Source organism: Kitasatospora cathayae (assembly GCF_027627435.1).
In the GTDB taxonomy this organism is placed as follows: Bacteria; Actinomycetota; Actinomycetes; order Streptomycetales; family Streptomycetaceae; genus Kitasatospora; species Kitasatospora cathayae.
In genome coordinates this window covers 2,695,819-2,714,441 of the sequence record NZ_CP115450.1, presented here as the reverse complement: position 1 = coordinate 2,714,441, position 18,623 = coordinate 2,695,819, and the positions used below count along the sequence as shown (strand labels likewise).

The window sequence follows — 18,623 nt, the reverse complement described above, 5'->3', positions numbered from 1 at the left end:
GAGGCCGCGGACGCCCGTCGGCGCTGAGCGCGCCCGGCCACCGGAAGCGGTGCGGGGTGCCGCGCCCGGCACTCCCGCACCGTAACCGTGCCACTGCGGACGGTTGGTTCACATGCGCGTTACATGAGAGGAACAACCGGGAAACGGCGGCTTGCGACGCTACGCGGGCACCCACCACCCAGCACTGCGAGGGACCAGCCGTGGCAATCAAGGCCGAGTACATCTGGATCGACGGCACCAAGCCGACCGCGAAGCTCCGCTCCAAGACTCGCGTCCTGCCGAACGCCGACAAGATCCCCACCTGGGGCTTCGACGGTTCCTCGACCAACCAGGCCGAGGGTCACGCCTCGGACCGCGTGCTGGAGCCGGTGAAGGTCGTCAAGGACCCGATCCGCGGCGGCGACCACATCCTGGTCCTCTGCGAGGTCCTGGAGACGGACGGCACCCCGCACGAGTCCAACACCCGCGCCCTGCTGCGCGAGGTCGACGAGAAGTACGCCGCGCAGGAGTCGATCTTCGGCATCGAGCAGGAGTACACCTTCTTCAAGGGCTCCCGCCCGCTCGGCTTCCCGGAGGGCGGCTACCCGGCCCCGCAGGGCGGCTACTACTGCGGCGTCGGCGCCGAGGAGGTCTTCGGCCGCGAGATCGTCGAGCTGCACCTGGACCGCTGCCTCGACGCCGGCCTGGCCATCTGCGGCATCAACGCCGAGGTCATGCCCGGCCAGTGGGAGTTCCAGATCGGCCCGGTCGACGCGCTGACCGTCTCGGACGACCTGTGGATCGCCCGCTACCTGCTCTACCGCACCGCCGAGGAGTTCGGTATCGACGCCACCCTGGACGCCAAGCCGGCCCGTGGCGACTGGAACGGCGCGGGTGCGCACACCAACTTCTCCACCAAGGCGATGCGCGAGGGCTACGACGCCATCATCACCGCCTGCGAGTCGCTCGGCGCCTCCCAGGAGAAGGTGCTGGAGCACGTCAACCAGTACGGTGACGACATCCAGTCCCGCCTGACCGGCAAGCACGAGACCGCCCCGTGGAACGTCTACAGCTACGGCGTCTCCAACCGCGGCGCCTCGGTCCGCATCCCGTGGCAGGTCGAGGTGGAGCAGAAGGGCTACATCGAGGACCGCCGCCCGAACGCCAACGTCGACCCCTACGTCGTCACCCGCCTCCTGATCAACACCTGCTGCGAGGCCCTGGAGAAGGCCGGTCAGGTCTGATCCCCGAGTTCCGCTCACCCGCAGGCCCTTCCCCGCTCGGGGAAGGGCCTGCGGGCGTTGGGTCATGGGGCAAATCACTGGTCAATCCCGGTCGCCCAGTCGACAATTCACGGCATGACCGAACAGCCGCTGCTCCTGCTCGACGTGGACGGACCGCTCAATCCCTATGCCGCGCCGAGGCTTCGGCGTCCGGCCGGGTACCGCAGCCACCAGCTGATGCCCACCTGGTGGGCGGAGCGGCAGAGCCGGCGGGCGAACGGCGAGGCGAAGCCGTTGCGGGTGTGGCTGAACCCGGAGCACGGGACGGAGTTGCTGGCGCTGCCGTACCAGCTGGTGTGGGCGACCACCTGGATGGACGAGGCGAACGCCCTCATCGGCCCGAACCTCGGGCTGCCCGAACTCCCCTACATCTCCTGGACGGAGCTGTTCGGGGAGGATCCGGACGGGTTGCACTGGAAGACCAGGGACGTCGTCGCCTGGGCGGACGGGCGGCCGTTCGTGTGGCTGGACGACGAACTCGGGCCGCAGGACATCGAGTGGATCGCGGCGAATCATCCGGGGGAGGCGCTGCCGCTCTGGGTCGATCCCCGGGCGGGACTGCAGGAGCTGCACTTCGCGGCGCTGCGGGAGTGGGCGGAGGACGAATGCTGATCGGCCAGGTGGAGCGGCTGCGCCGCTATCCGGTCAAGTCGCTGCTGGGGGAGGAGCTTTCGGCGGCCGAGGTGTCCGGACGGGGCCTGGCCGGGGACCGGGAGCGGGCGCTGCTGGACCTGGCGACCGGACGGGTGGCCAGTGCGAAGAACCACGCTGCGCCGTCCCCACCCTGCGGCACGGCCCGCTGCCCCGCCGGGCGGAGGCGCTGCGGGTACCGGCCGAGCGCAACCGGCTGGTCCCGTTGGAGGGGATGCCGGCACTGCCCTGCGCGGGGGTCTACGCGCAGGTGCTGGCGCCCGGCCGGATCGAGGCCGGTGCCGAGGTCAGGCTGACCGACCTCAGGTCGAACTGAGCACCGTCTCCAGGGCGTTGAGGAATCGGTCGGTGGTCTGCTCGTCCCGTACGGCGATCCGCAGCCAGTCCTCGCCGAGGCCGGGGAAGGTGTCCCCGCGCCGGACGGCAAAGCCGTGCTCGCGCAGCCGCTCGCGGACCGCGGCCGCGCCCGGCAGTCGGACCAGGACGAAGGAGGCGGCCGGCTCGCCGTACATCCGCAGCGTCGGGAAGGTGGCCAGGCCCTTCACCAAGTACCCGCGCCGGATGGCGAGTTCGGCGGCGGCCTGGTCCGCCTCGGCCAGTGCCGGCGACCCGCTGCACAGCTCGGCGGCGACCAGGGCCGGGGTGGAGACCGGCCAGAGCGGCTGCGCGGCGCCGAGGGCGGCGATCAGCGGCGCCGGTCCGAGCACGTAGCCGATCCGCAGCCCGGCCAGGCCCCAGGTCTTGGTGAGGCTGCGCAGCACGACGACCTGGCCGGGCAGGTCCCGGACCGGGGCGAGGGACTCCCGCTCGCCGGGCACGGTGTCCATGAACGCCTCGTCCACCACCAGGGTGCGCCCGGGCCGGGCGAGCCCGGCGACGGCCTCGGCGGGGTGCAGGACGGAGGTCGGGTTGGTCGGGTTGCCGAGGACGACCAGGTCCGCCTCCTCGGGGACGGCGCCCAGTCGGAAGCCGTCCTCGGGGGAGAGCAGCACCCGGTGCACCCGGTGCCCGGCGTCCCGCAGTGCGGCCTCCGGTTCGGTGAACTGGGGGTGCACGACGACGATGTGACGAGAAGTCAGCACGCGCGCGAGCAGCACGAAGGCTTCCGCCGCCCCCGAGGTGAGCAGCACCTCCTGGACCGGGCGCCCGTGCCGGGCGGCCACCGCGGCGCGGGCGGCGCTCTGGTCGGGGTAGGCGGCGAGGTCGCCGAGGCTGGCGGCCAGGCGCTCGCGCAGCCAGCTCGGGGGCGTGCCGGTGCGGACGTTGACGGCGAGGTCGACCAGGCCGCGTCCGTCGGCCCGCACCTCGGCGTCGCCGTGGTGGCGCAGGTCGGGTTCGTGGGCGGTCATGCGGAAGCCCCCTCGTCAGGCAGCGCGGGCAGGGTGGGCGAGGCTGGCAGGGTGGGCGAGGCGGGCAGCCCGGGCACCCGTAGGACGTCGTACGCGCCGGGCGGCACGGTGAGCTCCGCGCCATCGCCGAGGGCGACCAGGGCGACGGCGTGCCCGTGCGCGGCCAGGGTGACGGCCGCCCCGGTGTGGTCGACGACCTGTCCGGTGCCGTCCGTCGCCACTCCGGCCCAGTCCAGTACCGCTCCGCGCTTGTTCCGTATCGTCCCGGGCTCCGGTACCGCGACCTGCCGGGTGCCCGGGCGGAGCAGCTCGGCCACCGCCTCGACCGCCGCCGGCCGACCCACCACCACCGAGGCGCGCCGCAGTTCCGCCAGTGCGCGCGGCACCAGCAGGTCGTGCGACCCCGGTCCGAGGCCGACCAGCGCCAGCCGTCCGCGCACCGCGGTCCGGGCGATCGCCACCGTGGCCGTCGCCGACTTCCGCTTGGCGACCACGAGTTGACCGCCGCTTTGACCACTGTTGGCGCTCGCCAGCGCCGCCGCCTCGGCGACGCTCGCGGTGCCGACCGCCGCACCGACGGCCTCGGACGGGTTCGGCACCGTGAGCCGCGCCAGCTCCTCCGCCGGGTGCTCGTCCACCGGCACGTTCAGGCATCGCGCGGCCCAGCGCACCGCGGGGTGGTCCGCCTTGCCGGCCACGGTGGCCAGCCGGGCGATCGCCGAGCGCAGGTGGCCGGTCTCCTTGAGCACGGCCATCAGCAGCTTCATCGCGTCGGCCGCCTCGGTGCCGCTGCCCGCCCCGATGCCGACGACCAGGGTGCGCGGGACGACCAGGAGGTCGCTGCCGTCCGGGTCCTCCTGGTCGGTGATCCGCAGGACGGGGGCGTCCTCGGGCGCGTCCGGCCGGACGTTCGGGGGCAGCGCGGGCAGCGGGTACGGCACCTCGGTGACCAGCCGGACGGGGCGTCCGTCCGCCGCCGCCTCGGCGGTCGCGGTGGCACCGGCCCGGTAGTGGCGCACGGCGTGCGGGGTCAGGACGTCGAGCGGGTCCTCGGGGGCGGGCAGCGGGCCGGTGAACACCGGGGTGACGCCGAGGGCGGCCGCCACCTCCCGGGCCAGCTCCTCGGCCGAGTCGGTGTGGGTCAGCGGGATCACCCAGCGCCGCCCCGGGTCCACGCAGAGCACCTCGGCGCCGCGCGGGATGTCGATGCGGTGGTCGGTCAGCAGTCCGACGACGGCGGCGAGCGAGCCGACGGCGATCACCTGCCGGTGCCGGCTGAGGGCGAAGTGCATCGCCTCCGGCCCCTGGAAGCAGTTGCCGCGCGAGGCCTGGTAGAGGTGGCTGCTCTCCGGCCAGAGGGCCTGCAGTTCGTTGGCCAGCGGGCGGCCCGGCCCGTAGATGGCGACCAGTCCGATCACGTACCGCACTCCTTGCCGTCCCCGGCCCTACGCTGGCGGGCCCCCGTGATCCCACCACGCGCGGCCGAAAGGGGTCAATCGCGGCGCGTGTGACATCCGCCGCCGACGCGGTTGCTCCGTATCAGGACCGCCTCGCAGCTGTTCTTCTGTTCTTCACTTCTCTTGTGCGGTACACGACACCGCCGTAATCCTACTGTTCTCGGCGCTCCCGCCCGGGAAGCCCCGACACACGGAGGACCCCATGGCCTTCGCACGACTCCGCACCCCCGGCACCCCCACCGCCGGCCCGCGCCCCGCCCGTCGCCGCAGGCTCCGCCCGTTCACCGCCCTCGCCACCGGCCTCGGCCTGGTCGCCGGCTCGCTCGGACTGTGGGCCGCCGGCGGCAGCGCGGCCGCCGACACCGCGGCCGGTCTGCCCTCGCCCGACCACGTCATCGTCGTGGTCCTGGAGAACCACGCGTACTCGCAGGTCATCGGCCGCTCCAGCGCGCCGTACATCAACGGCACCCTGGTCGCCGGCGGCGCGACGCTGACCCAGTCGTACGCGCTCACCCACCCCAGCCAGCCGAACTACTACATGCTGTTCTCCGGCAGCTCGCAGGGCGTCACGGACGACAGCTGCGTGGACGTCGGCGCGCTGCAGCAGCCCAACCTGGCCTCCGAGCTGCTCGCCGCCAACCAGACCTGGGCCAGCTACAACGAGGGCCTGCCCGCCGTCGGCGCCACCGACTGCAGCAGCGGCAACTACGCCCAGAAGCACAACCCGTGGTTCGGCTTCGGCAACGTGCCCACCTCCAGCGCCTACGGCATGGACGCCTTCCCGAGCGACTTCACCACCCTGCCCAAGGTCTCCTTCGTCATCCCGGACCTGTGCGACGACATGCACGACTGTTCGGTGGGCACCGGCGACTCCTGGCTGCAGACCAACCTCGACGCGTACGCCCAGTGGGCCAAGAGCAACAACAGCCTGCTGGTGGTGACCTTCGACGAGGACAACCGCCTCTCCGGCAACCGCATCCCGACCCTCCTCTACGGCGCCCACGTCGCCCCCGGCAGCTCCACCGCCACCACTTACAACCACTACGACGTGCTGCACACCCTGGAGGACCTGGCCGGCGTCAACGCCCACGCCGGCAACTCCGCCAACGCCACCGACATCACCGGCATCTGGAACTGACGCCGGTGTACGTCGCGGACTCCCGCAGCTCCAAGGCCCCCGTCGCACCGGCCGTCGGCCCGGTGCGGCGGGGCGCCGCCCTGCGCTCCGTGCCGGGGGCGGTCCTCGCCCTCGGCGCCGTCAGCATGGTCACCGACATCTCCTCCGAGATGGTCAACGCCGTGCTCCCGCTCTACCTGCTCACCGGACTCGGCCTCTCCCCACTCGGCTTCGGCCTGCTCGACGGCATCCAGAACGGCTTCAGCGCCCTGGTCCGGCTCGCCGGCGGCCACCTCGCCGACCGCCGCGGCCGCGACGGGTCCGCCCGCCACAAGGCCGTCGCCGCCGTCGGCTACGGGCTGTCCGCGCTGTGCCGGCCGCTGCTGCTGTTCGTCCACACCGTGCCGCTGATCGGCGCCGTCATCGCCGTCGACCGCACCGGCAAGGGCCTGCGCACCGCGCCCCGGGACGCGATGATCTCGCTGGCCACCGAACCCGCCCACCGGGGACGGGCGTTCGGCGTGCACCGGGCGATGGACACGGCCGGCGCGCTGCTCGGCCCGCTCACCGCCTTCCTGGTGCTGCGCCTGGCCGGCGGCCCGATGCTCGCCGACGGCGGCGAACGGCACGGCTACGACGCGGTGTTCACGGTCAGCGCCTGCGTCGCCGCACTGGGCGTGCTGATCCTGCTGCTGTTCGTGCCGAACCGACAGAATGGTGTTGATCCGTCAACTTGGGCTCCCTCGCTGCGCGATGGCCTCACCCTGCTGCGATTGCCCGGGCTTCGCCGGCTCACCCTGTGCGCCGTGCTGCTCGGCCTCACCACCGTCAGCGACTCCTTCCTCTACCTGCTGATCCAGCGCCGCCTCGGCCTGTCCGTCAACCTGTTCCCGCTGCTGCCGCTCGGCACCGCGGCCGCCTTCCTGCTGCTGGCCGTGCCGCTCGGCTCGCTCGCCGACCGGATCGGGCGCCGCCGGCTCTTCCTGCTCGGGCACGGGGTGCTGCTGCTCGCGTACGGGCTGCTGCTCTCACCGCTGCGCGGACTGCCCGTGGTGATCTGCGTCCTGGTGCTGCACGGCTCGTTCTACGCCGCCACCGACGGCGTGCTGGCCGCCGCCGCGGCCGACACCGTACCCGCCGAGCAGCGCGGCGCCGGACTCGCCCTGGTCGGCACCGGGCAGGCGCTGGCCCGGTTCGCCTGCTCGCTGCTGTTCGGCGCGCTGTGGAGCGCGGTGGGCGGCCCGACCGCGCTCGCCTGGTCGGCGGGGGCGCTGGCGCTGTGCGTGGCCGGCGCGGCGGTGGTGCTGCGTCCGTCCGAGGCCGTCGCCACCGATGTCTCCGAGGAGAGCGCGTGAACCTGCAGAGCCGCACCAGGGTGATCGTGCTGCTGGTCGCCGTCCTGGTGCTCGGCGCGGTCGGCACCGGGGCCGTCCTCTACGCGTCCGACCGCACCGCCGAGCGCGACCGCACCCAGGCCGGCGGGCCGGCCGTCAACCCGGGGCCAGTGTCACTCCAAGTCCCCCCGAACGGAAGACAGTTGCTGTTCCGCAACATGGCCTGGGGCCCGCACCGGGACGAGATCACCACCGTCCCCGCCGACCACCCCGACGGCCCGCGCACCGCCTCCGGCACCCAGTGCCTGCGCTTCCACGCCGCCGCCGGAACCGGCATCTGCCTCCAGGCCCAGCGCGGCGCGCTGGAGGACACCTACCGCGCCGTCGTCCTGGACGACCACCTGCACGAACGGCGCTCCTTCCCCGCCGCCGGCATCCCCACCCGCTCCCGGGTCTCCCCGTCCGGACACCTCGCCGCCTGGACGGTCTTCGTCAGCGGCGACTCCTACGCGGGCACCGACTTCTCCACCCGCACCTCCATCGTGGACGTGCGGGACTGGAACCTGCGGGAGAACCTCGAGGACTTCACCGTCATCAAGGACGGCCACCCGTACCAGGCGCACGACGTCAACATCTGGGGCGTCACCTTCGCCGACGACAACACCTTCTACGCCACCGTGGCCACCTCCGGACAGACCCACCTCGCCCGCGGCGACCTCGCCGCCCGTACCCTCACCACCCTGCACGACAACGTCGAATGCCCCTCGCTCTCCCCGGACGGCACCCGCATCGCCTACAAGAAGCGCGTCCCCGGCCTGTCGCCCGACGCCCCCTGGCGGCTGTACGTGCTCGACCTCGCGACCGGGACCGAGACCGCCACCGCCGAGCAGCGCAACATCGACGACCAGGCGCTCTGGTCCGACGACGGCACCCTGCTCTACGCCCTGCCCGGGGACTACGGCGCCGACCTGTGGACCGTCCCGGCGGACGGCTCCGGCGCCGCACGGCTGGTCACCAGGGCCGCCGTCGCCCCCGCCTACCTGGGCTGAGGAACTCTCCGCTACCGTCCCACGTCGAGCAGAGTGTGGCGGCTGGCCGAACGTTCCGGTCGGACGTCCTGATCGAAACGGGGGAGCGAGACAACCGTGGACGGCATCCCACCCGAGCGCATGGTCACCGACTCCTGGCCGGCCCTGCACGGCCGCCCGGTCCTGCGGCGCACCGTGGCCGTCGGACTGGTGCTCGGCGTGTCCGTCGGCGCCGCCCTGGTGGTGCGCGGCGTCAACGCGCTCACCATGGGAGGGGTCGGCCGGGAGACCGACCGCGACCGTGCCGAGCGCCTGGCCGGCCTCCACCCCTCCCAGCACCCCGGCGCCGGCCGCTACTACGTCCCGGTCGGCGCCGTCTACACCCGCACCTCCGACGGCGCGCCCATCGCCTACCTGCACTACCGCCTCGGCGGCGGCAAGGAACCGGGCCTCGGCGACTTCCTGCGCACCTACGACCTCCCCGCGCCCGGGCCCGCCGCCCCGCTGCCGCCGGACCTCGCCGCCGCCCTCGGCGGCGACGAGCCGGCGGAGGCGCCGGAGCTGCCGGAGGGGCCGGAGCTGCCGGAGGGGGGGCCTTCGGCATCTCCGTCCGCGGCCGCCGCCACTGCCGCCGCCGTGCCCGGGAGCACCTCCGCGCCCGTCGCCATCGCGGCGCAGCCGGCGGCGGGCGAGCCCACCCCGGACGCCTCCGTCGAGCCTTCCGCGGACCCCTCCGTCGACGCCTCCGTCGAGCCGGACGGCGAGCCCTCCGTCGAGCCGGACGCCGGGGCAGCGGAGGGCGGTTACGCGCCGACGCCCTCCCCGCCCCCGGCCTGGGCGCCCACGCCGAGCCCCACCTGGACCCCGTCGGCCGTCCCCACCCACGCCGCCAGAACGCGCCGCATCTACGTCGCGACGATCCCCGGGGGCCTCTCCGGCGCCGCCGACATCTACGTCCGCGCCACCGGCTGACCACGCGGCCCGCCGCCGGAGCCGTTGTCGGAGCCTTGTCGGGGGGCAGGACGACCCTCGTGCTGACCGCCTGCGGGCCGGACGACAGCGATCCGTCCGCCGCGCCCACGTCCGCCGCGCCCGCTGCGGGGGCGCCCGCTTCGGCCCGGCCGCGAGGGACGTCTCCCAGCCGCCCGCCCTGAAGGCCCCGGCGGACGTGACCGAGAGCACCACCCGCTGACAAGCCTCCGCGTGACGAACCTCCGCCCCGCCGACCACCGGTCGGCGGGGCGGAGGCGTGACGGTCAGCGGGTGGCTGCCGGGGCGAGGTCGCGGGTCGGTGCGGGAGCCGGGCTCGCGGTGGCGCCGCGCCGGGCCGGGGCCTGGCCGACGAGCATGGCGCCCAGCGCCAGTACCAGGCCCAGCACCTGCCACGGGGTGAGCGTCTGGCCGAGCACGACCAGGCCGCCGACGGTGCCCACCACCGGGTTGATCAGTCCCAGGAAGGACGCCGGCCCGGCGCCGAGGCGGTCGATGCCGCGGAACCACAGGACGTACCCGAGCGCGGTGCTGAACAGTCCGAGGTAGGCGAAGCCCGCCAGGTTGGAGGCGCTCAGGGCCGGCGGCGCGCCCTCGACCAGCGCCGCGAGCGGGACCAGGAAGACCGAGCCGGCCAGGAGCTGCCATGCCGTGAGGTCCACCATGGTGGCGCCGTCCGGGCGGCCCCAGCGGCGGGTGAGGACGGTGCCCATGGCCATCAGGCCGATCGCGGTGACCATCGCGGCGATCCCGACGCCGTCCAACTCGGCCCCGCTCTTGAGCACCAGCAGCGCCACTCCACCGACCCCGGCCAGCCCGGCGATCAGTGCCCGGCGCCCGGGCCGGACCCGGAGCACGCCGATCGAGAACCCGGCGACCAGCAGCGGCTGGATCGCCCCGATGGTGGCCGCGACACCGCCGGGCAGGCGGTAGGCGCCGACGAAGGTGAGCGGGAAGAACAACCCGATGTTGAGCATCCCGAGCACCGCCGCGCGCCCCCACCAGCGCCCCTTGGGCAGTTTGCGCCCGATCAGCAACAGCAGGAGCCCGGCCGGCAGCGCCCGCAGCGCGGCGAGCAGCAGCGGGCGGCCTTCGGGCAGCAGCTGGGTGGTGACCAGGTAGGTGGTGCCCCAGGCGGCCGGGGCGAGTGCGGCGGTGACGGCGATCCCTGCGCGCTTGCGGTCCATGACGATCCCGATCCCCTCAACGTTGATTATCTGAACGTTGAGATATTTCTACGCCCGAGATCGGCGAACGTCAAGTATGTGAATGTTAAGATATCTGGAGCGGCAGCACCGAGAGGGAGATGACAGGTCATGCAGCAGCGCGACACCGTCGACGACATCGCCGAGCAGTGGGCCAGGAACCGCCCCGACCTGGACCGCGAGGCCATGGCCCTGATCGGTCGGCTCCGGCGGCTGAACGTCCGGGTCGACAACGCCCTGCGCGAGTACTTCACCAGCTGTGGCCTGGACTCCTCCGAGTTCGACGTCCTCGCCACCCTCCGCCGCTCCGGCGAACCCTACGAGCTCAACGCGCGCGCCCTGCTCAAGTCCGCCATGGTCACCTCCGGCGCGATCACCAACCGCGTCGACAAGCTCTCCGCCAAGGGCCTGGTCGAACGCAACCCCTGCCCGGACGACCGCCGCGCCGTCCTGGTCCGCCTCACCCCGGCCGGCAAGGAACTGATCGACGCCATCCTGCCCGGCCACATCCAGAACGAGGAGCGCATCATCGCCACCCTCGACGCCGACGAGCGCGCCCAGCTCGACACCCTGCTGCGCAAGCTCCTCATCGCCCACGGCGACACCGAACCGCTGATCGGCTGACGCAGCCGTCTGCGCTGAGGCGCTCGCCCGGGCCGCCCGCCTCGGCCACGGCACGACGCCGGCGACGCGATACGCCCGCGCTTCGGCTGAACCGGAGTAACGGTGCGGTCGTTCGCGTGTCCACCGCCTCCCCGGCCGCGTTATCCCATCGGGACCCCGCACCGGAGGAGAGGCCCGATGCAGCGCAAGACCCCCAGGGACATCGCCGTCGACGACCAGCTGCGGGCGGCCGGCGCCGAGGGCGCCCAATGGCTCGCCGCCGCCGGGTGGGGCCCGCCGGTGAAGGTGCCGCTGCAGAACGCGGCCAGGTGGCAGCGGGAGACCCGGGACCGGATGCTGGCGGCGCAGCAGGACGAGACCTGCACCTGGTGCGACCACCTGCTGTACGGCGGACCGCAGCCCGTCGTCGTGCACGCCGAGCACCCGACCCACCTGGTCTGCCGGGCCTGCTCCGTCGCCGCCCGGCCGCACCGCCCGTGCCTGGAGTGCGGGAAACCGGCCGACTCGGCGACCCCGCTGGACGGCCGCGAGGACGTCTGCATGGGCGCGGTGGCGATCTACACCCGCCTCCGCTGCGCCGCCTGCTGCCGGCGCGACCCGCTCAACGGCACCTTCGGCGTCGGCACGTGACCTCCCGCTACAGGTCCGCGACCACCGCGTAGCGCTCGTCGTTCACCGGCCCGCCCCACAGGGCGGCGTCCCCGCTGAGCGGCTCGATCCGCAGCTCCGCGACCAACGGCCGTACCGCCGCCGCGAGTTCCTCCGCGCCGACGCCGCCGGCCCACGGCAGCCGCTCCGCCCCGGCGACGTACGGCACCGCCGGCTCGCCCGCTTCGCGCCACCGTCCCTCGACCAACACCAGCCGCCCGCCGGGCCGCAGGAGCCGCACCCAGGCGCGCAGCGCCCGTTGCGGATCGGGAAGCGTCCAGATCACGTGTCGGCAGAGCAGCACGTCGAAACCGCCCTCCCGCACCGGCGGCGCGCCCGCATCCCCGACCAGGAACCGCCCCGCCACCCCGGCCGCCGCCAGCTTCGCCCTGGCCCGCGCCACCATCCGCGGCGCAAGGTCCACCCCGGTCACCCGATGCCCACCCGCCGCGACCAGCTCCGCCAACGAGCCCGTCCCGCACCCGACATCCAGCACATCCACCGGCCCCGCCGGCAGCCACCCCCGCACCCGCCGCGCCCACGCCTCCCGCGTCACCGCCGCCCGCAACCCGTGATCCGGCTCGTCATCGAAGCGCGACGCGGCCGCGTCCCAGTAATCAGCGATGGCCCTACCGGGCGCGGAGTCACTCATGCCGCCCATCATCCCCACCACCACTGACACTGACCGGGCCTTGCGGGCCCGAGCGATCACGCGGGTGCAGCAGGCGTGATTGACGACCTGGTCGATGCGACCCGCGAGGCCGTGGAGCTCGACGTGCACGCCAATCTGCACCGCGTGATAACGGAATGGCGCGCCACGGCCGGAATCCTCGCGGACCCGGATCTGGCCGCGGAGCTCACCGGGCCCCTTCCCGGTGACGACCACGGCGAGGTGGCCGCGCCGTGAGCCCCGAGGTGCGAGGTGACCGCCGGCGGCCGGGTGCGGTACCTGGTGGACGAGGTGGCGCGCACGGTGCACTTCGTTCACGCCTCGCCTCGGCACCCGAAGGACACTGACGCGTAGTGGGCGGCCCGGCTCGGGGTGATCGGGTGGACCCGGGCCGAGCGGGCGTTTTCGAGGGGCCGAGGTGAGGGCCGAGGTGGAGGACGCCCCGGGGCGTGACCGTTCCCATGGCCGCTGGATCCAGCCTCCTGATCACCGCTCGGCGGCCAGTGCCGGGGGCTGCCAGTTGTAGAGCGTTGCGGAGCGGCCGAGGAGGGTGCGGGTGGGGAGGAGGCCGGCGAGGGTGAGGGCGGTGGTGCGGAGGAGGGTGGCGGCGGGGGTGCGGAGGGCGATGAGGGCGCCGGTGCGGCGGGAGGCGGTGACGACGGCGGTGGTGCGGGGGAGGCGGGCGGCGGTGTAGGCGGGGAGGGCGGTGGCGAGGTCGGCGGAGGGGGTGAGGAGGGAGGCGAGGACGACGGCGTCCTCGATGGCCTGGCAGGCGCCCTGGCCGAGGAAGGGGCACATGGCGTGGGCGGCGTCGCCGAGGAGGGCGACCCGGCCGTGGTGCTGGGCGGGCAGGGGGTCGGCGAGGTCCCAGACGTCGTTGCGGAGTATCCGGTCGGGTTCGGCCATCGCGAAGAGCTGGGGGACGGGTGCGCACCAGTCGCCGTACAGCCGCTGGAGTTCGGCGTGTTCGCTGGCGGCCCGGGCGCCGGCCGGGGCGAGGGCGGCGCCGTAGACGTAGATCCGGTCGTCGGCGAGCGGGACGATCCCGGCGAGGCGGCCGGGGCCCCAGACCTCGCCGGCGGCGGCCGGACGGCGGCCCGGGGTGACGATGGAGCGCCAGGTGGTGAAGCCGCTGTAGCGCGGGCCGGGGTGGTCGGGGAAGAGCAGGGCGCGGGTGGCGGAGCGGATGCCGTCGGCGGCGACGACCAGTCCGGCCGGCTGGTCCCCGTCGGTGGTGCGGACGACGGCGGGCTGCCGGTGGTCGCCCGGGTCGATGACGGTGGCGGGGGAGTCGGTGCGGACCGTCCCCTCGGGCAGGGCGTCGACCAGGGCGGCGATGACGTCCGCGCGGGCGACGGCGGCGATCGGGTCGCCGAAGTGGGCCTCGACGGCGGCGGTGCTGGTGCGGGCGAGCCAGCGGCCGGAGGGGTGGCGCACGCCGACGGCGGGGTGCGGGGTGGCGAGGGCGCGCAGCCGGGGGCCGACGCCGAGCCGGTCGAGGGCGCGCAGCGCGTTGGGGGCGAGGGCGAGTCCGGCGCCGACCGGTTCCAGTGCGGCGGCGCGTTCGTGGACGTTGACGGGGATGCCCTGTCGGTGGAGGGCGAGGGCGGCGGCGAGGCCGCCGATGCCACCGCCGATGACGATCGCCTGGTGCAGGGCCATGAGGGGCTCCTCTTCTCACACGATCACGATCTGGTCACTACAGGTGTAGTTGCAGGCTTGCTCCAGCACCGTACTACATGTGTAGTGTCCCGTAAACTACGGCTGTAGTGAGTTGGGGGAGCCCCACCGGAAGGGCCATGATCGGACCCATGACACCCCCGCGACCGACCCTGATCGCCGACGCCGCCATCGACCTGATCGCCGACGCCGGCCTGCGCGGGCTCACCCACCGCGCCGTGGACGACGCCGCCGGCCTGCCCGCCGGCTCGACCTCCAACCTGGCCCGGACCAGGGCCGCCCTGCTCGAACTCGTGCTCACCCGGATCGTCGAGCGGGAGACCGCCGACTACCCGGTCTTCGCCGAGGGCGAGCTGCCGGGGGCCACCCTCCCGCCGCGCGACTTGCTGGTCGAGGTCGGCGCCGAGGTGCTCTTCCAGGCGCTCACCAGCGGCCGCAGGCTCACCCTGGCCCGCCTGGAGCTCGCCCTGGAGGCCACTCGCAGGCCCGAACTGCGCGCCGTCTACGACCGCCTGGGCGCCCGCTTCGCCGAGCTCGGCGCCGAGCTGCTCGCCGCCGCCGGCTCCACCGACCCGGAGGCGGACGCCCGTCGGCTGATCCGCTGGTGCGACGGCGTGCTGTTCAACGCGACGGCCGGCAGCGGGCACTGGCACGTGCCGATGCCGGAGGAACTGCGCGCCGAGATCGACCGCTACCTCGCCGCACTGCTCGACGGGGAGGCGTAGGGCGCGTCCACCTATAGACCTCGAACTCCTCGACGACGCCGACCCGTTGCGCCGCTTCCAGCGCAGTCCGAGGTGCTGGCCGTGGTCCCCGGCGCCTACACCGCCCGGGTGCTCGACACCGGCGTGGACGCCGGACGCCCGTACCTGGCCATGGAGTTGCTGGACGGCCGCCCGCTGGACGTCCACCTGCGCGAGCAGGGCCCGATCCGCGCCGCCGAGGCGCTGCGCGCCCTGGCGCTGGCCCTGGCCGTGGCGCTGTCCGGGGTGCACCGGCTGGGGCTCGTCCACCGGGACCTCAAGCCGGCCAACATCATGCTGACCACGGCGGGCCCGCGGCCGCTGGACTTCGGCATCGCGGCGATCGTGGACGGCACCCGGCTGACCGCCACCGGCGGCGGCCCGGGCACCCTGACGTACATGGCGCTGGAGCAGTTCGGCGAGGAGCGGGTCGGTCCGGCGGCCGACGTGTGGGCCTGGGCGTGCTGCGTGGTGTGCGCGGCGCACGGCGCCAGCCCGTTCACGGCGACCAACACGGGCGGGGTGATCCGCCGGATCGTGGAGACCGGGCCCGAACCCGCGGCGCTGGCAGCGGTCCAGGCCCTCGACCCGGCGCTCGCCGCCGTCGTCGCACGTGCGCTGGCCATCGACCCGGCGCAGCGCCCGGCGGACGGTACGGCCCTGCTGGCGGCGCTGGCGGCGGCCCGGTCGACGGGGCAGGACCCGGCGGCCGTCCACGACCAGATCACCCGCGGCTGGCAGACCCTGGCCCTGTAGCCATCAGCCGCCGACCGCCACCTCGGGCTCGTGCCGCACCGGGAAGTTGACCGAGTTGGCGATGAAGCAGGCCCGGTGCGCCTGAGCGTGCAGGTCGAGCGCCTGCTCCGCCATTCCCGCCTCGGCGACCTCGACCGCGGGGTGCAGCACCACCGAGGTGAAGTGCCCGCCCTCCGGGGACACGGCCATGGTGCCCACCGGCCGGTCGGCGTACGAGGTCACCACGACCCCGTTCGCCGCGCACAGGTGCAGGTACGAGAGCAGGTGGCACTGGGCGAGCGAGACGAGCAGCAGCTGCTCCGGGTTCCAGCGGGCCGGGTCGCCCCGGAAGACGGGGTCGGCGGAGCCGGGGATGGTCGGCAGGCCCGCGGCGGACACCTCGACGTCGCGGGAGTAGGAACGGTGGTCGTTGGTGCCGGTGCCCCGGTTGCCGGTCCAGCTGATCTCGGCGGTGTACTCGTGCTGCCTGGCCATGGGGGTGCCTCCGTGGGAAGGGCGGTTCGCTGCGGACAGTCAACCGCAGGAGGCCACCCGCGGAGCTCAACGCGGCGTGGTCATCCGCGTGAGGATCGCGCCGGCGCAGTCGTCCACCGAGGCCCGCGAGGTGTCCACGACCAGGTCGTACCCGACCCCCTCGTGCACCGCCGAGGCCTGGGCGGCGGCCATCCCGGTGACCCGGTCGCCGCGCGCGGCCTCCCGGGCCGCGGCCACGGACGGGTCGCAGTGCACGCCGACCCAGAGCACGTCCAGGCCCGCCAGCGCCGTGCGCCACCGCTGCTGCGAGGCGGCCCCGCCGAGGAACACCTCGTCCACCACGACCGGCGCCCCGGCCCGGGCCATCGCCGCCACGCCGATGCTCCAGGCGGCGTCCAGCCGGGCGAAGACCGGTCCGACGGCCACCGTGCCGTCCCCGCCCTCCAGGCCGCCGATGCCGCCGTCACCGCCGAGCAGCCACGGCGGCAGCGCCTCCACCATGGTGTCCGCGCCGAGGTGCAGCCACGGCTCCGGCAACAGCTCCTGCAGGCGCCGGGCGATGCTCGACTTGCCGGAACTGGAGCCGCCGTTGAGGACGATCACGTGCATGCGCCCACCCTACGGTCGCGTGCCCGACCCCGTCGCGGAATCGAACGCCGCCGCGGCGGCCGCGAACGAGGAGGCCAGCGCGGGCGCCCCGGCCCAGTGCAGGTGCAGGTACGAGGCGTGCACGGTGCCGCCGGCGAAGCCCTCCGTGCGCGGCCCGGTCGGCAAGTGCCAGCCCCAGGCGGGGTGTTCGCCCGCGCCCGGCTCGCAGACCGTGCGGTGGAACTCGTGCCCGCGCACCCGGGTGCCGGCCGGGGCGAGCGGGGAGTCGTGCAGGGCGGCGGCCTCCCGGTAGCCGAGGGTGAGCCGTTCGGTCATCCGGGCGGTGGCGTCCAGCACCCCGCACATCGGCAGGCCGTCCAACTCCCGCCCCAGGTACAGCAGTCCGGCGCACTCGGCGGCGATCGGCCCGCCCGCGGCGGCGAATCCGGAGATCGCCGAGCGCAGCGCGGCGTTCCCGCTCAACTCCCGTACGTACAGCTCCGGGAAGCCGCCGCCGATGACCAGTCCGGCGGTGCCCTCCGGCAGCGCCGAGGCGTGCAGCGGGTCGAAGGGGACGACCTCCGCGCCCGCAGCGCCCAGCAGTTCGGCGTTCTCGGCGTACGAGAACGAGAACGCGGCGCCGCCTGCCACCGCGATCCGCGGCCGCCCGGGGACGGGCGCGACCTCGGTCGACGGGTCCCACGGTTCGGCGTCCAACTCCGGTGCCGTGTGCGCGAGTTCCAGCAACGCGTCCAGGTCCACCGAGGAGGCGACCAGGGCGCCCATGTCCGCGACCGCCTTGACCGCCTCCGCCGAGCGTTCCACCGCCGGGATCAGCCCGAGGTGCCGGGACGGCGTGGCGACCGCCGCCGAGCGGCGCAGCGCGCCCAGCACGGGCACCCCGGAGCCCTCCTCCAGGGCCTCCCGCAGGAGCTGCTCGTGCCGGTCGGAGGCGACCCGGTTGAGGATCACCCCGGCGAGCCGCACCTGCGGGTCCCAGGACGCGAAGCCGTGCACCAGCGCGGCCACCGAGCGGGACTGCGAGGAGCCGTCCACCACCAGCACCACGGGCGCCCGCAGCAGCTTGGCGACGTGCGCGGTGGACGCCAACTCCCCGCGCCCGGACGCCCCGTCGAACAGGCCCATGACGCCCTCGACCACCGCCACGTCCGCCCCCGCCGCGCCGTGCAGGAACAGCGGGGCGATCCGCTCCGGCCCGCACATGAAGGCGTCCAGGTTGCGGCCCGGACGCCCGGCGGCGAGCGCGTGGTAGCCCGGGTCGATGTAGTCCGGGCCGACCTTGTGCGGCGACACCGCCAGTCCACGCGCGGCGAGCGCCGCGATCAGGCCGGTGGCGACGGTGGTCTTGCCGGCGCCGGAGGAGGGGGCGGCGACGACCAGGCGGGGGACGCCCCGCAACGGGCTGGTGCTCAAGGGGTCACCACTCGATGCCGCGCTGGCCCTTGCGGCCGGCGTCCATGGGGTGCTTGACCTTGGTCATCTCGGTGACCAGGTCGGCGAATCCGGTCAGCGCCTCGGGCGCGTACCGGCCGGTGATGACGACGTGCTGGCTGCCCGGGCGGTCCTTGAGCACGGACACCACCTCGTCCGGGTCGATCCACCCCCAGTGCATCGGGTAGGTGAACTCGTCCAGCACGTAGAAGCGGTAGGTCTCGGCCGCGAGGTCCCGCTTGACCTGCTCCCAGCCCTCCTTGGCCGCCTCCTCGCTGGACATCTCCTGCTCGGCGGAGCGCTGGATCCAGGACCAGCCGGAGCCCATCTTGTGCCAGTCGACGGTGCCGCCCTCGCCGGAGGCGCCGAGCACGCGCAGCGCGTTCTCCTCGCCGACCTTCCACTTGGCGGACTTCACGAACTGGAACACCCCGACCGACCAGCCCTGGTTCCAGGCCCGCAGCGCCATGCCGAAGGCGGCCGTGGACTTGCCCTTCCCGGGGCCGGTGTGCACGGCGGTGATCGGCTGGGTGCGCCGCTGGCGGGTCGTCAGTCCGTCGTCGGGAACGCTCTCGGGGACGCCCTTGGGCATGTC

General features: G+C 74.3%; 20 protein-coding genes and 1 pseudogene. 12 read left to right on the top strand and 9 right to left on the bottom strand.

Features of this window, described 5'->3' with window-relative positions; all coding sequences use genetic code 11:
- Nucleotides 1-200 precede the first annotated feature (200 nt).
- The 3 genes and pseudogenes from glnII to O1G21_RS11965 all read left to right on the top strand — a co-directional run.
- Nucleotides 201-1,223: a glutamine synthetase gene (gene glnII / locus O1G21_RS11975; RefSeq protein WP_270143183.1), complete on the top strand. Its 1,023-nt coding sequence runs from the start codon at nt 201-203 to the stop codon at nt 1,221-1,223.
- Nucleotides 1,224-1,337: 114 nt separating this feature from the next.
- Nucleotides 1,338-1,874 (top strand): hypothetical protein, encoded by a 537-nt coding sequence (locus O1G21_RS11970; protein WP_270143181.1) that lies wholly within the window; start codon nt 1,338-1,340, stop codon nt 1,872-1,874.
- A pseudogene (locus O1G21_RS11965) lies at nt 1,868-1,969 on the top strand (MOSC domain-containing protein); the annotation flags it as partial. The gene O1G21_RS11970 and the pseudogene O1G21_RS11965, both read left to right, overlap by 7 nt.
- A gap of 246 nt (nt 1,970-2,215) precedes the next feature.
- Here O1G21_RS11965 and cobC read toward each other — a convergent pair.
- Together cobC and O1G21_RS11955 are read right to left on the bottom strand one after the other, a co-directional pair.
- Nucleotides 2,216-3,262 (bottom strand): Rv2231c family pyridoxal phosphate-dependent protein CobC, encoded by a 1,047-nt coding sequence (gene cobC / locus O1G21_RS11960; protein ID WP_270143179.1) that lies wholly within the window; start codon nt 3,260-3,262, stop codon nt 2,216-2,218.
- The gene (locus O1G21_RS11955; protein ID WP_270143177.1) at nt 3,259-4,680 is read right to left on the bottom strand and encodes a cobalamin biosynthesis protein; all 1,422 of its coding nucleotides are present in this window, start codon (nt 4,678-4,680) and stop codon (nt 3,259-3,261) included. The genes cobC and O1G21_RS11955 overlap by 4 nt, the downstream gene beginning before the upstream one ends.
- Nucleotides 4,681-4,921: 241 nt before the next feature.
- On the opposite strand from O1G21_RS11955, the gene O1G21_RS11950 reads away from it, so the two are divergent.
- The 4 genes from O1G21_RS11950 (at nt 4,922) to O1G21_RS11935 (ending at nt 9,170) form a co-directional block, all read left to right on the top strand.
- Nucleotides 4,922-5,857, top strand: coding sequence for an alkaline phosphatase family protein (locus O1G21_RS11950; RefSeq protein WP_270143175.1), 936 nt, complete (start codon nt 4,922-4,924; stop codon nt 5,855-5,857).
- A gap of 5 nt (nt 5,858-5,862) precedes the next feature.
- The gene (locus O1G21_RS11945; protein ID WP_270143173.1) at nt 5,863-7,191 is read left to right on the top strand and encodes an MFS transporter; all 1,329 of its coding nucleotides are present in this window, start codon (nt 5,863-5,865) and stop codon (nt 7,189-7,191) included.
- Nucleotides 7,192-7,193: 2 nt separating this feature from the next.
- A complete protein-coding gene (locus tag O1G21_RS11940; protein ID WP_270150931.1) occupies nt 7,194-8,219 on the top strand; it encodes a TolB family protein in 1,026 nt (341 codons plus the stop codon).
- Between the two features lie 96 nt (nt 8,220-8,315).
- Entirely contained in the window at nt 8,316-9,170 is an 855-nt protein-coding gene (locus O1G21_RS11935) for a hypothetical protein (protein ID WP_270143171.1), read from the top strand.
- Nucleotides 9,171-9,454: 284 nt separating this feature from the next.
- On the opposite strand, the gene O1G21_RS11930 is transcribed toward O1G21_RS11935, so the two are convergent.
- Nucleotides 9,455-10,375, bottom strand: a complete 921-nt coding sequence (locus tag O1G21_RS11930) for an EamA family transporter (RefSeq protein WP_270143169.1) — start codon at nt 10,373-10,375, stop codon at nt 9,455-9,457.
- Between the two features lie 129 nt (nt 10,376-10,504).
- Between O1G21_RS11930 and O1G21_RS11925 the strand changes: the two genes are divergently transcribed.
- Nucleotides 10,505-11,017 carry a MarR family winged helix-turn-helix transcriptional regulator gene (locus tag O1G21_RS11925; protein WP_270143167.1) on the top strand — a complete coding sequence of 171 codons (513 nt, stop codon included), beginning with the start codon at nt 10,505-10,507 and terminating at the stop codon, nt 11,015-11,017.
- 177 nt (nt 11,018-11,194) lie between these two features.
- A complete protein-coding gene (locus tag O1G21_RS11920; RefSeq protein WP_270143165.1) occupies nt 11,195-11,647 on the top strand; it encodes a hypothetical protein in 453 nt (150 codons plus the stop codon).
- Between the two features lie 7 nt (nt 11,648-11,654).
- On the opposite strand, the gene O1G21_RS11915 is transcribed toward O1G21_RS11920, so the two are convergent.
- On the bottom strand, nt 11,655-12,317 hold the full coding sequence (locus O1G21_RS11915) for a class I SAM-dependent methyltransferase (RefSeq protein ID WP_270143164.1): 663 nt from the start codon (nt 12,315-12,317) through the stop codon (nt 11,655-11,657).
- A gap of 75 nt (nt 12,318-12,392) precedes the next feature.
- Here O1G21_RS11915 and O1G21_RS11910 point away from each other — a divergent pair, with 75 nt between their 5' ends.
- Nucleotides 12,393-12,572, top strand: a complete 180-nt coding sequence (locus O1G21_RS11910) for a hypothetical protein (protein WP_270143162.1) — start codon at nt 12,393-12,395, stop codon at nt 12,570-12,572.
- 249 nt (nt 12,573-12,821) lie between these two features.
- On the opposite strand, the gene O1G21_RS11905 is transcribed toward O1G21_RS11910, so the two are convergent.
- A complete protein-coding gene (locus tag O1G21_RS11905) occupies nt 12,822-13,997 on the bottom strand; it encodes an FAD-dependent monooxygenase (RefSeq protein WP_270143160.1) in 1,176 nt (391 codons plus the stop codon).
- Nucleotides 13,998-14,146: 149 nt separating this feature from the next.
- On the opposite strand from O1G21_RS11905, the gene O1G21_RS11900 reads away from it, so the two are divergent.
- On the top strand, nt 14,147-14,740 hold the full coding sequence (locus tag O1G21_RS11900; protein WP_270143158.1) for a TetR/AcrR family transcriptional regulator: 594 nt from the start codon (nt 14,147-14,149) through the stop codon (nt 14,738-14,740).
- An 81-nt stretch (nt 14,741-14,821) separates the two neighbouring features.
- On the top strand, nt 14,822-15,514 hold the full coding sequence (locus tag O1G21_RS11895) for a protein kinase domain-containing protein (protein WP_270143156.1): 693 nt from the start codon (nt 14,822-14,824) through the stop codon (nt 15,512-15,514).
- A 3-nt stretch (nt 15,515-15,517) separates the two neighbouring features.
- Here the strand turns inward: O1G21_RS11895 and O1G21_RS11890 are convergent, their stop codons facing one another.
- The 4 genes from O1G21_RS11890 to cobO all read right to left on the bottom strand — a co-directional run bounded on the left by O1G21_RS11890 (nt 15,518) and on the right by cobO (nt 18,620).
- Nucleotides 15,518-15,988: an OsmC family protein gene (locus tag O1G21_RS11890; protein ID WP_270143154.1), complete on the bottom strand. Its 471-nt coding sequence runs from the start codon at nt 15,986-15,988 to the stop codon at nt 15,518-15,520.
- Nucleotides 15,989-16,054: 66 nt separating this feature from the next.
- Nucleotides 16,055-16,597: a chloramphenicol phosphotransferase CPT family protein gene (locus O1G21_RS11885; protein ID WP_270143152.1), complete on the bottom strand. Its 543-nt coding sequence runs from the start codon at nt 16,595-16,597 to the stop codon at nt 16,055-16,057.
- Nucleotides 16,598-16,606: 9 nt separating this feature from the next.
- Nucleotides 16,607-18,010, bottom strand: a complete 1,404-nt coding sequence (locus O1G21_RS11880) for a cobyrinate a,c-diamide synthase (RefSeq protein WP_270143150.1) — start codon at nt 18,008-18,010, stop codon at nt 16,607-16,609.
- A gap of 4 nt (nt 18,011-18,014) precedes the next feature.
- Nucleotides 18,015-18,620, bottom strand: a complete 606-nt coding sequence (cobO, locus tag O1G21_RS11875) for a cob(I)yrinic acid a,c-diamide adenosyltransferase (protein ID WP_270143148.1) — start codon at nt 18,618-18,620, stop codon at nt 18,015-18,017.
- Nucleotides 18,621-18,623 lie beyond the last annotated feature (3 nt).